Origin of the sequence: Cobetia sp. MB87, assembly GCF_011319755.1 — a bacterium.
Lineage (GTDB): Bacteria > Pseudomonadota > Gammaproteobacteria > Pseudomonadales > Halomonadaceae > Cobetia.
Genome location: NZ_VFBC01000012.1, coordinates 64,255 through 79,880 on the forward strand (window position 1 = coordinate 64,255; position 15,626 = coordinate 79,880).

The 15,626-nt window shown below is 63.9% G+C and carries 9 protein-coding genes; 3 read left to right on the forward strand and 6 right to left on the reverse strand.

The annotated features are described in order from the left end of the window. Positions 1-382 precede the first annotated feature (382 nt). Entirely contained in the window at positions 383-4,381 is a 3,999-nt protein-coding gene (locus tag CDPAHKCJ_RS13030) for a NahK/ErcS family hybrid sensor histidine kinase/response regulator (RefSeq protein WP_166020166.1), read from the forward strand. A 178-nt stretch (positions 4,382-4,559) separates the two neighbouring features. Here the strand turns inward: CDPAHKCJ_RS13030 and CDPAHKCJ_RS13035 are convergent, their stop codons facing one another. The 4 genes from CDPAHKCJ_RS13035 to CDPAHKCJ_RS13050 form a co-directional block, all read right to left on the reverse strand. Next, positions 4,560-5,222: a response regulator transcription factor gene (locus tag CDPAHKCJ_RS13035; RefSeq protein ID WP_043333788.1), complete on the reverse strand. Its 663-nt coding sequence runs from the start codon at positions 5,220-5,222 to the stop codon at positions 4,560-4,562. A 228-nt stretch (positions 5,223-5,450) separates the two neighbouring features. Beyond that, entirely contained in the window at positions 5,451-6,407 is a 957-nt protein-coding gene (locus tag CDPAHKCJ_RS13040) for a DMT family transporter (protein WP_240916810.1), read from the reverse strand. Between the two features lie 283 nt (positions 6,408-6,690). Beyond that, complete coding sequence (gene acs / locus CDPAHKCJ_RS13045) at positions 6,691-8,637, reverse strand: acetate--CoA ligase (RefSeq protein ID WP_166020168.1); 1,947 nt, start codon at positions 8,635-8,637, stop codon at positions 6,691-6,693. A gap of 276 nt (positions 8,638-8,913) precedes the next feature. Next, on the reverse strand, positions 8,914-9,570 hold the full coding sequence (locus CDPAHKCJ_RS13050; protein ID WP_166020170.1) for a SprT-like domain-containing protein: 657 nt from the start codon (positions 9,568-9,570) through the stop codon (positions 8,914-8,916). A gap of 181 nt (positions 9,571-9,751) precedes the next feature. On the opposite strand from CDPAHKCJ_RS13050, the gene CDPAHKCJ_RS13055 reads away from it, so the two are divergent. Next, the gene (locus CDPAHKCJ_RS13055; RefSeq protein WP_166020172.1) at positions 9,752-10,480 is read left to right on the forward strand and encodes a YecA family protein; all 729 of its coding nucleotides are present in this window, start codon (positions 9,752-9,754) and stop codon (positions 10,478-10,480) included. A gap of 117 nt (positions 10,481-10,597) precedes the next feature. Here the strand turns inward: CDPAHKCJ_RS13055 and CDPAHKCJ_RS13060 are convergent, their stop codons facing one another. Then, entirely contained in the window at positions 10,598-11,719 is a 1,122-nt protein-coding gene (locus CDPAHKCJ_RS13060) for a phospholipase D-like domain-containing protein (protein WP_166020174.1), read from the reverse strand. Positions 11,720-12,007: 288 nt separating this feature from the next. Here CDPAHKCJ_RS13060 and plsB point away from each other — a divergent pair, with 288 nt between their 5' ends. Next, on the forward strand, positions 12,008-14,608 hold the full coding sequence (gene plsB, locus CDPAHKCJ_RS13065) for a glycerol-3-phosphate 1-O-acyltransferase PlsB (protein WP_166020176.1): 2,601 nt from the start codon (positions 12,008-12,010) through the stop codon (positions 14,606-14,608). 126 nt (positions 14,609-14,734) lie between these two features. Here the strand turns inward: plsB and CDPAHKCJ_RS13070 are convergent, their stop codons facing one another. Continuing rightward, on the reverse strand, positions 14,735-15,433 hold the full coding sequence (locus tag CDPAHKCJ_RS13070) for a class I SAM-dependent methyltransferase (protein ID WP_240916813.1): 699 nt from the start codon (positions 15,431-15,433) through the stop codon (positions 14,735-14,737). Between the last annotated feature and the right edge of the window lie 193 nt (positions 15,434-15,626).

The window sequence follows — 15,626 nt, forward strand, 5'->3', positions numbered from 1 at the left end:
CCTGCAACGCTGCAGGCTGACTTTAGTCGAGAATGTTAGCCCGCCCTGATCAACCAATATCAAGACCGATACATATCATTATAAATCAACAGGTTGCTCCATATCCTAAAGGTGCAATCCCTTGGTCTATTGGCCAAATGGGCGAAGAATGATGGGCGGATCGATCGACATGTTCTGCGCAGGAGACTCGCCGATGACGAAGGATTGGCTCATCGTCCAGACGCCAGATGCGACGTCTTGAGTGCAGGGATTCAGGCATCTGCGTGTCAATGGAGAGTGAGATATGCCCGGCATGGCTGCCGGAGCGCGGCACCTGCCATCCACAGTGCTTGGGACTCGTGGCGGGGCTGCGTAGAATGGCGCTTCCAGAGAGGAGAGCGACATGTTCCAGGGTTGGTGGCTGATCGCAGTGGCACTCGCATATATCGCGGTGCTGTTCACGATTGCATGGCGGGGGGATCGCAACGCCAAGAAACACGGGTCGCCGAATCGGCGCCCAGCGGTCTACAGTCTGGGGCTTGCGGTCTACTGCACCAGCTGGACCTTCTACGGCAGCGTCGGGCAGGCCGCGACCAGCGGCTGGAGTTATCTGAGCATCTTCATCGGGCCGATTCTGGCCTGTCTGCTGTTCTGGCCGATTCTGCTCAAGATGATTCGGGTCGCCAAACGCCAGAACATCACCTCGATTGCCGACTTCATCGCCTCGCGCTACGGCAAGACGCAGTCGCTGGCGGTGTTCGCCTCGCTGGTGGCCCTGGTCGGCACCCTGCCCTACATCGCCTTGCAGCTGAAGGCCGTCTCGAGTGCCTATCAGGTACTCACCGACACCAGCGATGTCACGCGGACCGCCTGGCTGGGCGATACCGCCTTCTATGTCGCGGCGATCATGGCGCTGTTCGCCATCCTGTTCGGCACCCGCCACACCGACGCCACCGAGCACCATGTCGGTCTGTTGCAGGCGATCGCCTTCGAATCGCTGGTCAAGCTGGTCGCCTTCCTGACCCTGGGCGTCTATGTCACCTGGGGCATGTTCAATGGCCTGGGGGACCTGTTCACCAAGGCCGACACCTATCTGGAGCTGCAACAGCAGCTGGAGACCCAGACCTTCGGCACCGGCTTCTGGGCCCAGACGCTGCTGGCGATGCTGGCGATCTTCTGCCTGCCGCGTCAGTTCCACGTCGCGGTGGTCGAGAACACCCACCACGATGACGCGCGACGTGCGCGCTGGATGTTCCCGATCTATCTGGTCGCCATCTCCTTCTTCGTGCTGCCCATCGCCGCCGCGGGCCTGACGATGTTCCCCGATGGTTCGGTGTCACCGGACAGCTTCGTGCTGGCGCTGCCGATGGCAGCAGACCAGACCTGGCTGACCCTGCTGACCTTCATCGGCGGCTTCTCCGCCGCCACCGGCATGGTGATCGTCGCCGCCGTCGCGGTCTCGATCATGATCTCCAACGAGATCGTCATCCCGTTGTTGTTCCGCCTGCGCTGGTTCGATACCGAAGCCCGCGACTACAGCCATATCGTGTTGCTGGCGCGCCGCCTGACCATCGTGATGATCCTGGCGCTGGCCTACGGCTTCTATCTGCTGATCGCCGAATACAGCACCCTCTCGGCCATCGGCTTGCTGTCATTTGCCGCCGTCGCCCAGTTCGCGCCCTCGCTGATGGGTGGCCTCTACTGGAAGCGCGGCAATCGTCTCGGCGTCATCGTCGGCCTGAATGTCGGCTTCGCGGTCTGGGCCTGGACTCTGCTCGTGCCGGCACTGGCACAGGCGGGGCTGATGCCGGCCGAGATCGTCAATCATGGTCCGCTGGGCATCGACTGGCTGTCGCCGCATGGTTTGTTCGGCTTCCGCTTCAGTGACCCGCTGACCCACGGCGTGATGCTGTCGCTCGGCCTGAATCTGTTCTGCTACATCTTCGTCTCGCAGATGACGCCGCAGCGCGTGGTCGAGCGCATCCAGGCCTCGCTGTTCGTCGACAGTGTCGAGACCCGCCAGACCAGCGTCTCGCGCCCCTGGACCGGCTCCACCTCCGTCTCGGACCTGCGCGTCCTGTGCGAGCGCTTCCTCAGCCACGAGCAGGTCGAACGCGCCTTCGAGGACTACGCGCGCCGCAGTGGCCAGCCGCTGGAGCTGCATGCACGCGCCTCCATCGACCTGATCCAGTTCACCGAACGCTTCCTGGCCTCGGTGCTCGGCGCCTCCTCGGCACGCATCGTCGTCAACTCGGCGCTGCAGGGTCGCGGCATCGGCATCTCGGATGTCATCTCCATCGTCGATGAAGCCTCGCAGGTGCTCGAATTCAACCGCGCCCTGCTGCAGGCGACCATCGAGAACATCCACCAGGGCATCAGCGTGGTCGACCAGCACATGCGCCTGGTGGTATGGAACCAGCGCTACCTGGACATGTTCCGCTTCCCTGACAACCTGATCCGGGTCGGCGCGCCCATCGATCGCATCTTCCGCTACAACGCCCACAACGGCGAATACGGCCCGGGCGACCCCGAAGAGCACGTCGACCAGCTGCTGGATGCCATCCGCAACGGCGAGCCGCACCGCTACGTGCGCTATCGCCAGGATGACAGCGTGATGGAGATCCAGGGCAACCCGATGCCCGGTGGCGGCTTCGTCTACACCTATCAGGACATCACCCAGCAGAAGCGCACCGAAGAGGCGTTGATCCGCTCGGAAAACAACATCCGCATCTACACCGACAACGTGCCGGCGCTGATCGCCTATTTCGACAAGGAGTGTCGCTACCTCTTCACCAACCGTGCCTATGAAGCGGTGATGGGCATCGACCGTACCGCCGTGATCGGCGAACCCGCCGAAGAGGCGATGCCGGAAGACATCTATCGCCAGCGCGCACCGTGGATGACGCGCGCGCTGTCCGGTGAGCGGGTCTCCTTCGAGATCTCGCTGGAAGCCCCGGAAGGCGGCGTGCGCTACATGCTGGTCACCTATACGCCGCACTTCAGCACCAAGGGCAACATCCTCGGCTTCTTCGCGCTCTATCAGGACATCACCGAGCGACGCCTGGCGGAGATCGCCCTCAAGGAGACCAACGAGAACCTGGAGGAGCGCGTGCGCGTGCGTACCCAGGAACTGTCGCAGGTCAACGAGGCCCTACGTACCGAGAACCGCGTGCGCGCCGAGGCCGAGCAGGCACTGCGTCAGGCCAAGCAGCTGGCCGAGGATGCCAACGCCTCCAAGACACGCTTCCTGGCCGCGGCCAGCCACGACCTGCTGCAGCCACTGAATGCGGCGCGTCTGTTCACCTCCGCCCTCGCCCAGCAGGTCGAAGGCGAGATGAAGACCACCACCAACCACATCGACAACTCGCTGCAGGCCGCCGAGGAACTGCTCAGCACCCTGCTCGACATCTCCAAGCTGGATGCCGGGGCGCTGGCACCACGCCGCAGCGTGTTCCGCCTCTCCGACATCCTCAAGCCGCTCAAGGCCGAGTTCGAGGTGATGGCGGAAGACCGCGGGCTGGACCTGAAAGTGGTGATGACGCAGCTGGCGGTGGATTCCGACGGCCAGATGCTCAGACGCATCGTGCAGAACTTCCTTTCCAACGCGGTGCGCTATACCCGCCAGGGCCATGTGCTGCTGGGCTGTCGCCGCCTGGGTGATCGCATTCGCATCGAGGTCTGGGACACCGGACCCGGTATTCCCGAGTCGAAGCTGACCGAGATCTTCCAGGAATTCCGGCGTCTCGATCAGACCGAGCGTCACAAGGAGAGCGAGAAGGGCCTCGGCCTGGGACTGTCGATCGCCGAACGCATGAGCCGGGTGCTCGACCACCCGATCACGGTGCGCAGCTGGGTCGGCATCGGCACCGTCTTCGCCGTCAGCGTGCCGATCAGCAAGGAGCTGCCGGCGGCCGAGCTGCCGGATGCCATCCCGGCTCGCAAGCGCGCCGGCAACAAGCTGACCGGCACTCGCGTCCTGTGCATCGACAACGAGAGCCTGATTCTCGAGGGCATGAAGGCGATGTTGTCCGGCTGGGGGTGCGAGGTGTTCACGGCGACCTCGATCGGCGGCGCCAAGTCGGTGATCCGCAACCTGGATGGTGATCCGGATGCCATCCTCGCCGACTACCACCTCGACAACGAGGTGACTGGCCTGATGGCGCTGGACGCGCTGGATGAACGTCTGGCGGGCTCGGTGCCGGGCATCGTGATCACCGCCGACCGCACCGATGAGGTCGCCGAGGAAGTGCGCCGTGCGGGCTATCATCTGCTGCTCAAGCCGGTGCGACCCGCCGCGCTGCGTGCGCTGCTGACGCGCACCCTGCAGGCCAACCGCGCCGAGAAGCACACCAGTGGCGCGAGTGATGCCCCCGACGCCGAGACGGATGCCCCAGCCCCCTGATCAGGTGGGCTGGCCTGTCGCTCTTTCGACCTTCAGCTCTTTCACCCTTTAGCTCTTTAGCCTTCTAGCCCTTTCATCCAAGCCACAAAAAGCCCGCCCTGTCAGCGACAGGGCGGGCTTTTTGTGGCTTGAAGGCGCGACTCTCGTGAAGAGCCTCAGCTCAAGCACTGACGCAGGATCAGGAGCGGACTTTCGGCGGCTCGACTTCCAGACGCTGGGCCGCGATGACGGCCTGGGTGCGCGAATGCACGCCCAGCTTGCGCAGAATGGCGGTCACGTGGGCCTTGATGGTGGCCTCGGACACATTCAGCTCATAGGCGATCTGCTTGTTGAGCAGACCTTCCGTCAGCATGTTGAGCACGCGGAACTGCTGCGGCGTCAGTGACGCGATCGCCTCGGCGAAGCGCGATTCATCTTCGGAAGACTCGCCCATGGCCTCGGCGATGTCCGTCGGCAGCCAGACCTCACCTTCGAGGATCTCGCCGATGGCTTCGGCGATGACATCCAGGCTGGCGGACTTGGGAATGAAGCCGGAGGCGCCATAATCGATGGCGCGGCGCACCACGTAAGGCTCCTCGCTACCGGACACGACCGCCACCGGGATGTCCGGTGTCTGGCCACGCAACTGGATCAGACCGGAGAAGCCGTGGGCTCCCGGCATGTGCAGGTCCAACAGGATCAGGTCGGCATCGGGATGGCGGGCAACGACTTCGTTGGTCGCTTCCATGCTGTCAGCCTCGACGATCTCCGCCTGAGAGGCGACTTGTCTAAGCGCCTGGGTCAGTGCGGCACGAAAGAGCGGGTGATCGTCTGCAACGATGAACTTCTGGGCAAAGGCCATTGAGTCTCCTCCAAAACCCCGATGGTGATCATCACCGACCTTCCTGGCCGGTCAACAATCGCCGTTATTTTCTGGCATGTTACCCCATAAAACGTGCGTTTAACAAAGCAGCCCACCATCGGAAGATGTACTGATGTTTCGCTCGGGGAACACGAGTATCGCACGGATTGATGCCCGGCGAGCGAACAATCCGTGCGCTGATTCTGACAGCATCCTGGGGATGGTGAGTCAGACAACCCTACCCGCAACGCGACTGGCATGCCAGCCGATCAGTGCGACACCGGCAATCAGCACGAAGCCGATCAGACTGGCGATATCCGGCACCTCCCCCCAGATGGCCCAGCCCGCCAACGCCGAAAACACGATGGTCAGATAGGAATAGATCGACACTTCCCCCGCCGGTGCAAGGCGATAGGCCGTGGTCATCAGAATCTGACCGCCGGCGGCAAAGATGCCGATACCCAGCAAGGCCAGCGCCTGAGGACCGCTCGGCATCACCGGATTCATCAACATCGGCACCAATGTCACCACGCTGGAGACCAGCGAGAAATGCAGCACGATGGTCGCCGAGGCTTCGCGCCCTCTCATCGCACGGATGAGCGTATAGGCCGCCCCCGCCAGCATTGCCGAACCCAACCCGACCATGGCGGGCAACAATGCCTCCACGCCGCCCTCGGCAAATGCCAGTTGCGGCTTGATGACCAACGCCGCGCCGGAGAAGGCGACCAGCATGCCGACCAGCCGCCAGCCACCAAGGCGCTCGGCCAGGAAGAGGCCGGCGAACAGGCTGACGAAGAACGGTGATAGCTTATTCAGAATAGTCGCATCTGCTAGCAGCAGGTGATCGATGGCGTAGAAGAAGCTCATCACGCCGCCAAGCCCGATCAGTGACCGCGCCATCAACATCGGCTGGTGATGCCATTGGCCCAGCAGGCGCGCGCCCGCCATGCGCACCATCACCACCGCCACGCCGAGACTGACCAGGTTGCGCACGAAGACCTTCTCGAACAGCGGCAGGTCGCCGCTCAGCTTGACCATCGCTCCCATCAGCGCGAACGAGATCGCCGACAGGCACATCAGGACGACGGCGCGAGGACGATTCTCGCCCTCATGGGATGACGACGCGGCGGGAGAACTGGCTGGCTGAGAGGCGGGGCAGGATGCATCCGACTTGCCTGCTGACATGGGGGCGGCCTTGATCTTGAATTGATGGGGAAATGCGCAGCGAGGCGCGAACGGCCTCCGCTGACACATGCGCTGCCGCGTCATTATCAAGCCAGCGCCTCCCAGATGGCCAACCTTTCACGTCTCGCACGGCGCAAAAGCGCGGGCTATGAAAGTGAACTGGCCGATCCCCACAGGCAGACATGAATAGACAGACGCGCACAAAAAAGCGCGGGAGCCAGGCTCCCGCGCTTCGCTGTCGCTGCGTGTCTTGTCAGGCCTCGATGACCGTCACCCGACGCGTTCAGCGGTTGGCGCGCTGCTCGATCAGGTCGTCCACCACTGACGGGTCCGCCAGGGTCGAGGTATCGCCGAGGCCGTCGGTCTCGTTGGCGGCGATCTTCCTGAGAATGCGGCGCATGATCTTGCCGGAACGCGTCTTGGGCAGCCCCGGCGCCCACTGGATGACATCCGGCGAGGCGATCGGGCCGATGTCCTTGCGTACCCACTGGGTCAGCGTCTTCTTGAGCTCATCACTGGCTTCGATGCCGTCGTTGAGCGTCACGTAGATGTAGATGCCCTGGCCCTTGATGTCGTGCGGATAACCCACCACCGCCGCCTCCGCGACCGCCTCATGCGCCACCAGCGAGGACTCGATCTCGGCGGTGCCCATGCGGTGGCCAGAGACGTTGAGCACATCATCCACGCGTCCGGTGATCCAGTAGTAACCATCCTCGTCACGACGACAGCCATCGCCGGTGAAGTACATGCCCGCATAGGTGGAGAAGTAGGTCTGCACGTAGCGTTCGTGATTGCCCCAGATCGAGCGTGCCTGCCCCGGCCAGCTGTCGAGAATCACCAGGTTGCCTTCGGTCGCGCCCTCGAGGATATTGCCCTCGTTGTCGACCAGCGCCGGCTGCACACCGAAGAACGGCAGCGTGGCGGAGCCAGGCTTGAGATCGGTCGCGCCCGGCAGCGGCGCGATCATGATGCCGCCGGTCTCGGTCTGCCACCAGGTGTCCACCAGCGGGCAATTGCCATTGCCGATCACGCGGTGGAACCACTCCCAGGCCTCGGGGTTGATCGGCTCGCCCACCGAGCCGAGCAGCCGCAGGCTCGTGCGCGAGCTTGAGTCCATCACGCTGTCACCGTGTGCCATCAGCGCGCGCACGGCGGTCGGGGCGGTATAGAGAATGTTGACCTGGTGCTTGTCGACGATCTCACCGATGCGCCCGTGGGTCGGATAGCTGGGCACGCCCTCGAACATCAGCGTGGTCGCGCCATTGGCCAGCGGTCCGTAGACGATGTAGCTGTGGCCCGTCACCCAGCCGACATCCGCCGTGCACCAGTAGATATCGCCATCGTGATAATCGAACACGTAACGATGGGTCATCGCGGCATAGAGCAGATAACCACCCGTAGTGTGCTTCAGACCCTTGGGCGTGCCGGTGGAACCGGAGGTGTAGAGGATGAACAGCGGGTCTTCCGCGCCCATCGCCTCGGCCGGGCAGTCACTGGACTGACGGTCCACCAGCTCATGGAACCAGGCATCGCGACTGCCCCAGCTCACCTCACCGCCAGTACGCCGCACCACCAGCACGTGGTCGACACAGTCGGTGCCATCACGCTCCAGCGCCTCATCGACGTTCTCCTTGAGCGGTACGCGCTTGCCACCCCGCAGTGACTCATCGGCGGTAATCACGATGCGCGAGCTGGAATCGACGATACGCCCCGCCAGCGCGTCCGGCGAGAAACCACCGAACACCACTGAGTGCACGGCACCGATGCGCGTACAGGCCAGCATCGCCATCGCGGCTTCGGGAATCATCGGCATGTACAGCGTGACCACATCGCCCCGCTTGACGCCCAACTCCTTGAGGCCATTGGCAAACTGGCTGACACGCGCATGCAGCTCGCGATAGGTGATCGACTGGGACTCGTTCGGGTCATCCCCTTCCCAGATGATGGCGACCTGATCGCCACGCTCGGCCAGATGGCGATCGAGACAGTTGTGCGCCACGTTGAGCTTGCCGTCCTCGAACCAGCGCACATCGACATCACCGGGACCGAAGTTGGTATTGCGGATCACCGATGGCGCATCGAACCAGTCCAGTGACTGGGCCTGCTCAGCCCAAAATGTCTCCGGCGCCTCGACGGACTGCTGATACATGGCCTGATAACGCTCGCGGTCTGCCCAGGCGTGGGCGGCGACATCGGGAGTGACCGGATGAACCTTGGCATGTTCGCTCATGTGGCGTGACCTCTGACGGATTGGCTGGCGACTCGCTGTCCCACGCGGCATGCGTGAAGCGCAAGCGAGCCGAGGCAAGTCCATTTCAGCTTAAACCCAAGCATGGGGGGGCCACACACTAGACCTTGGTAGATAAATTTTTGTTAATTATTTCAACTGTTTATCAACAAATTACACCAAGGTCACAGCGACGTTCGGAGGACAGAAACCGCCTGAAAAGACACCTACTGGCACGACTCGCACTTTGCAATGACGCCCTGGCGAGCGAAATGCGCGTCAACGCGCAGTCGACGTATTGCGCGCCGGGTCATTCAATGGCCCGCTCAATTCCTGGCCACAGCGTCGACAGCGATAGCGGTGACCGCGCTGGGCATTGGCATGGCGTCGCGAGCTGAAATAGTGCGCGGTATCGCAGCCACAACCATAGGCCCAGGGCGTCGGGCTGGCAGTCGAGACATCCATGCGATGCGTCACCTCCGGCGGGATGCCGTAGAGGTTGGTCATCACCTGCTGCCACTCGGGGCCATGCGGTTTGACGCGTGTCTTGCCGGCGCGCTCGACCACCTCCATCACCACCCAGTGCGCGACCTCATGAGGGACGGTCTGGCTGAGGAAGTGATGGCGGTTCTCGCTGAGCAGTTGCCAATTGAAGCGCAGCCGCTGGCGCGCCGAATCCGCCGTGCCCGCCGTGCGCCCCTTGAGGCGGCAGGAGACCGATGGCATGCGCAGCTCTGGGAACAGGACACGCGCGCGTGCCAGACATGCCAGTACCTGCGCCTCCAGCGTCGCGTGCAGGGCTGGCGCCGTCAGCGCCTCGAGCGCCGCGGCATCGGCCAGCGGCAGCGGCGTCGCGGGGGTCTCCCCCAGACAGGCCAGGGCATGATCGGGCGGAAAGCGGTGACGACTGACGACACGACGAGTGGATGATGACATGACACGATGACCAGACGGCAGAGCGAAGAAACGGATGAGCTGATGATGAGCGAGCGTACCACTCCTCGAGGCGTGAAATGATACACTAGCGCCATTCACGCCTGCCCGGTTCCCCTTGATTCACCCCGGTAGCCTGGTGGCACTGTTCGACTTCTCCCCTTATCGCACGTGAGACTCCCCCATGGCCGAGCCTGTCCAGACCCAGCCGCTGCTGGATGATGAATCCCTCGACATCCTCGACGAATTCCTCGAGTCCGACATCGTCGGCCCGGAAGCTCTCGATATCATCAGTGCGCATGGCTTCATGCTGGCACTGGCCATCGCGCCGCGCGAAGTGCCCTCCAGCCTGTGGCTGCCGGAACTCTTCCAGGGACAGCCAAGCTATGAAAGCCCGCAGCAGGAAGCGGAAGTCGTCTCCCTGTTCGAGCAGATGCGCGCCAACGCCATCGATGCCCTCGAGCACGGCGTGCTGCCGGAACTGCTGTTCGAGCTGGAACTGGGCGGTGCCGACCCGGTCGAGACGCCGATCGGCGACTGGTGTGCCGGCTTCATGGAAGGCGTGTTCATGGACGAGGAGGCCTGGTTCGGCCCCCAGGAAGAGGCGGCCGCCGAACTGCTGCTGCCGTTCATGGCCATCTCCGGCGTGTTCGACGATGAAGACCCGGAAATCGGCGAACTGATTGCCGACCCGATCGGTGCCCAGCGCTTCGTCAACCAGCTGCCGGAACTGCTGCTGGATCTCTACCTGCTCTACCGTGTCCCGCCGGAGAGCCCCAAGCCGTCGCCGCGTCGCAAGGGTTCCGCCGCACCGGGTGCGGCCGGCATTCCGCGCAGCAAGCATGCCGGCAACAAGAACGGTGGCAAGGGTGGCAACAAGAACGGTGGCAAGGGCGGCGGCAAGAAACGCTGAGCCCGCCATGGTGCTTTTCGCCATGCAGCCTTGAAAACGACAACGCCGGGCGGCCTCATGGGTCGTCCGGCGTTTTGGTTCCACGCAGCCGCGCCTGTTGGAACGGCTGAGAGCCGGTCAGCGCAGCCGCGTCACCAGGCTATCCAGGGTGCCATAGCCCCACTCGCGACAGCGCTGCATCAGCGGCCGACGCTGCCAGGCAGCCTGGGTGATCTCGACACTGTGGGCGAAGTGATGCTCGAACAGCGTGGCGACGTCGGCGGCGAAGCGATGGTCCTGTACCTCCTGATTGGCCTCCAGATTCCACTGCAGGCTCCAATGATCGAAGTTGCACGATCCCAGCGTCACCCAATCATCCGCCAGCGAGAACTTGGCGTGCAGAAAGCGTGGCTGGAATTCATGGATGCGCACGCCCGCCTTGAGCAGCCCGGCATAGAAGCGTTGTCCCGCCGAGCGCACGCCCGGGTGATCATGATATTGGCCGGCGATCAGCAACCGGACATCGACACCCCGGCGCGCCGCACGCTTGAGACGCCGCCGCATGCTGAAGGTCGGCACGAAGTATGGCGTGCAGATCCACAGCCGCTTGCGTGAGCTGCTGGCCTGATGCTGCAGGGAATGACGGATGGCCTGATAGCGGAAACCATGCCCCCAGACCACCCGCCCACGCATGCTCAGATAGCCCTCGACCCGGCACGCACGCACATTGATGCTGCGCACCGCCAGTCGGCTGCCATGGCCACGACTGGCCGCGGAGTCCCACACGCGTGCGAACAGGCGCACCCAGTCACTGATGCACGGCCCTTCGATGCGTATCGCGACTTCCGACCAGGCTTCGGCGAAGACATCCACCGCACCGAAGCCGCCGGTAAACCCCACCTCCCCGTCGACCACCAAAAGCTTGCGATGGTCACGTGTCAGATTGCGCCCCAGCCGCCACCAGGAGAGCGGATTGTAGATCCGCAGCTGGATGTCCGCCTCGATCATGCGCTGGCGGTCAGCTGCCTCAAGGCCCAGCGAGCCGAAGCCATCCAGCAGCACCAGCACCGTCACGCCGCGGCGGCGCGCGCCACATAGGGCATCGATCAGTACGCGACTGAGGTGGCCGCTCTCGGCCAGATACAGCTCCAGCAGAATGGAATGGCGCGCGGACTCCACTGCCTCCAGCATGCTGGGCAGAAAACGCGCGCCTTCCGGCAGCAAGGTGAATCGATTGCCTGATCGCCACATCCCCAGCATGCCTTGCCTCCCGTCATTCCCCTGCACGACACGATGCCCATGTCGGTGCTCATGACGATGCACCGCCAGATGCTGCCACTGTGCGCTCTGTCATTACGTACCCTGCCACGGCGTCTGCGGGCAGAATGCGTATAATGTTCAATATCATGCTCGCGCTGAGCACTACCAGCCAGACCATGAAAACGTCGCAATCAACCCTCATTCATCGTCCCGATGCTTTATTCGTGAACGCCGACAGATTGTCGTTCCCGGTAGTCCGTCCTTGTCCACACCTTCGAGAGCCTCACCATGTCGCCAGTCACCTTAGTCTTGCGCCCGTTGCGCAATGTCAGTCGCCGCCTGCTCGACAAGTGGGTGGAGCTGCGTGCGGTGGAGCCCGATATCAATGCGTTGGACCATAGCGCCCTGAATCTCGATCCGACATTGCCGGTGGTCTACGTCTTCCCGTACCAGGCGCTGTCCGACGAGCTGGTGGTCGAGCAGCTGTGCGAGGCGCGCGGCCTGCCCTCTCCGACCCTGTCTCTGAGCATAGGCGACCTGCGTCTGAGGCACTCTCGTCTTCGTCTGCTGCGACGCTCGCGCAGCGACAGGCGTCTGCTGTCTCGCCGGCTCGAGAAGTTGATCGCCGCACTGGAAGATGCCCCGAGTGATGTCGAGGTGCAGTTGGTGCCGGTCAGCGTGTTCTGGGGACGCGCCCCGGGCAAGGAATTCGGCTTCTGGAAGTTCATCTCCGCCGATAGCTGGCGGGTGACGGGCGTGTTGCGCCGCGCCATCGCGATTCTGGCCCATGGCCGCTCGGTGGATGTGCATTTCGGACAGCCACTCAAGCTGCATGAAGCGCTCAGGGAAGGCCCGCAGGACTCGGCGCTGGCGCACCGCCGCATCTCCCGCCTGTTGCGCGTGCATTTCCGGCGCGTGCGTACCCGCCTGCTGGGGCCAGACCTCTCCCACCGCCACACCATGATTCGCAACCTGCAGAAGGCGCCCGCCGTGCAGGACGTGATCAGCGAGCTGGCACGCGAGCAGAATCAGCCACCGGCACGTCTGGAGAAGCGCGCCCTGCAGTATGGTCGCGAGATCGCCTCCAACATGGGCTATCCGGTACAGCGCTTTCTGGCGCATGCCCTCAAGCGGCTGTGGCACAAGCTCTACGACGGCGTCGAGGTGCGTGGCATGTCGCAGGTCAAGGCCATCGCCGGCGACTGCGAGCTGATCTACGTGCCCTGTCATCGCAGCCATATCGACTACCTGCTGCTGTCCTACGTGCTGTTCCACGAGGGCCTGATGACGCCCCACGTCGCGGCGGGCAAGAATCTCGACATGCCGATCATCGGCCCGATCCTGCGCCGTGGCGGTGCCTTCTTCCTGCGCAGAAGCTTCCGCGGCAATCGCCTGTACGCCACCGTCTTCGACGAGTACGTGCATCAGCTGATCACCCGCGGCCATCCGCTGGAATACTTCATCGAGGGTGGCCGTTCACGCACCGGCCGCATGCTGCCTCCGCGCCCGGGCATGCTGGCGATGACCCTGCGCTCCTTCCTGCGGGATACACACCGCGAAGTGGCCTTCGTGCCGGTCTACATCGGCTACGAGAAAGTCTTCGAGAGCCTGAGCTATCAGCGCGAACTGTCGGGGGCCAGCAAGAAGAAGGAATCACCGCTGGACCTCATCCGCGTGCTCGGCCAGCTCAAGCAGCCCTTCGGCAAGGTCTACCTGAACATCGGTGAGCCGCTCAAGCTGGGCGAATGGCTGGATCAGACCGCGCCGGACTGGAAGGCCAGCCGTCATCAGCGCCGCCCAGAATGGCTGACCCAGGCGGTGCCGCAACTGGGGCATGAGATCGCCACGCGCATCAATGCCGCCGCGGCGCTCAACCCGGTCTCACTGACGGCGCTGGTGCTGCTGTCCACCGCCCACCACGCCATCGAGGCCAGCCTGCTGCAACGCCAGCTGGCGATGCTGGTGCGTCTCGCCGACAAGCTGCCGGGCCGCCATGACCACAGCCTGCCCGAGGGCACGCCGGATGAGTGGGTCGCACACTGCGCGCATCTGGGGCTGGTCACCCTGCGTCCGCAGAGCCTTGGCGAGCTGGTGATCGCCACCCCGGAGCAGGCCAGTCTGCTGACCTGGTATCGCAACAACGTGCTGCACCTGCTGGCGCTGCCGGCGCTGATCGCCTTCGCCTTTCGCAATACGGCCCAGTACACCCTCGAGGCACTGGAAGACCAGATCAGTCCCGCCTGGCCGCTGCTGGTGCGCGAGCTGTTCGTCCCCGAGGCCCCTGAGCTGAAGGCGGATATCGCCGCCACGCTGGCTCTGATGAGCGAAGAAGGCCTGCTGGAGCATCAAGCGGCAACTGGCGACACTCCACAGCGCTGGTCACGACCGGTGGCCAGTCAGGAGCCTTCCGAGCAGCTGCGCCTGCTGGCTCAGCCGGTACAACCGACGCTGGAACGCGGCTATCTGCTGATCGCCGCCCTGTTGCAGCACGGCAGTGGCACGCTGGACCGCGAGTCTCTCGAGAGCCATTCCGGCGCCCTGGCCGAACGCCTGACCCTGCTGTCGGGCCTCAATGCGCCGGAGTTCTTCGACAAGCGTCTGTTCAGCGGCCTGCTCGATACCCTGCTGGAATTGGATTTCATCTGGCTGGAGAGCGGCCAGCTGTGCTTTGGCGATGCGCTGGAAGACCTGCAGGTGCACGGCCGCGACCTGTTCGATCCCGCCCTGCGCCATCGCCTGCAGCATGTGCGCCTGCGCGACAGCGAGAACGATGCCCCGACTGAAGGCATGGCCGAGGAGCAGCATCCAGCCCTCGACGACAGCGAGACCGCTGGCGACCCCGTGTCAGTAGACCGCAAGCCGTCCGACACCTCCTCTCAGCGCGAATGAGATGAAGGGCCGAGGCCCCTTGATGCAAAAAAGCCCCCGCCGCGATCAGATCGCGAGCGGGGGCTTTTTCGTTTGGCGGGAGAGCGCGCTGGGACCGCCATCGTCAGGCATCAGCGCTATCAGCTATCAGCGCAGCGCCTGCTTCACATAGACGTCGTAGCGACTGGTCTTCTCCTCCACCACATGACTCGGCGCGAGCCCGCCGATCGGCTCCGCCTTGCGCGGTCGCTTGACCACCACGCGATGCGTCGCGACCTCCAGCGCTGCCTCAAGCAGCGCCGGGGCATCCGCATCATCGCCGGCCAGAGCGCGGAAGACACGCATCTCCTTCTTGACCAGTGCCGACTTGTCACGGTGCGGGTACATCGGGTCGAGATGCACCACCTGAGGCGGCTGGTCCCACTGCGCTATCAGCGCCCCGAACTCCCGCGTGGCATCACCGTGCAGCGCCTGCATGCGCAGCGCGATCTGGCGAATCTCGTCATCCGCACAGCACTGTGCTCGGGTGAGACCATCGACCAGGATCGCCGCCGTGGCTGCCACGCGTTCGATCATCAATACCGGCGCCCCGAGACTCGCCAGCACGAAGGCATCACGCCCGAGCCCTGCGGTGGCATCGACGATGCTCGGCAGTGCGCCACGATTCAGGCCACAGGCGCGTGCGATCAGCTGGTTGCGCCCCCCGCCGAAACGCCGGCGATGATCGGCACGACCGGCGACGAAATCGACGCACAACGGCTTGCCGTATTCGCGCTCGTCTCCGGCGATCACCAGGCGCGGGGCGCCCTGCTCGTCCAGCGCCACCTCAAGTCTGAGCGCCGGCATCTCGTCATCTTCCCGCAGCGCGATACCGAAATGCGCCGCCAGCATGGCGAGTTCCGGGCGCGCCTGCAGCCGTGAACGGGCAATGGCGATCACGGGAGCGGCATCGGCCGCTGCATCATGGGCAGCAAGGGAGTCTTCGGGTGGCAGCATGGATGGGCTCTATGAGAAACGGTGAAGAGAAACGGTGAACGCA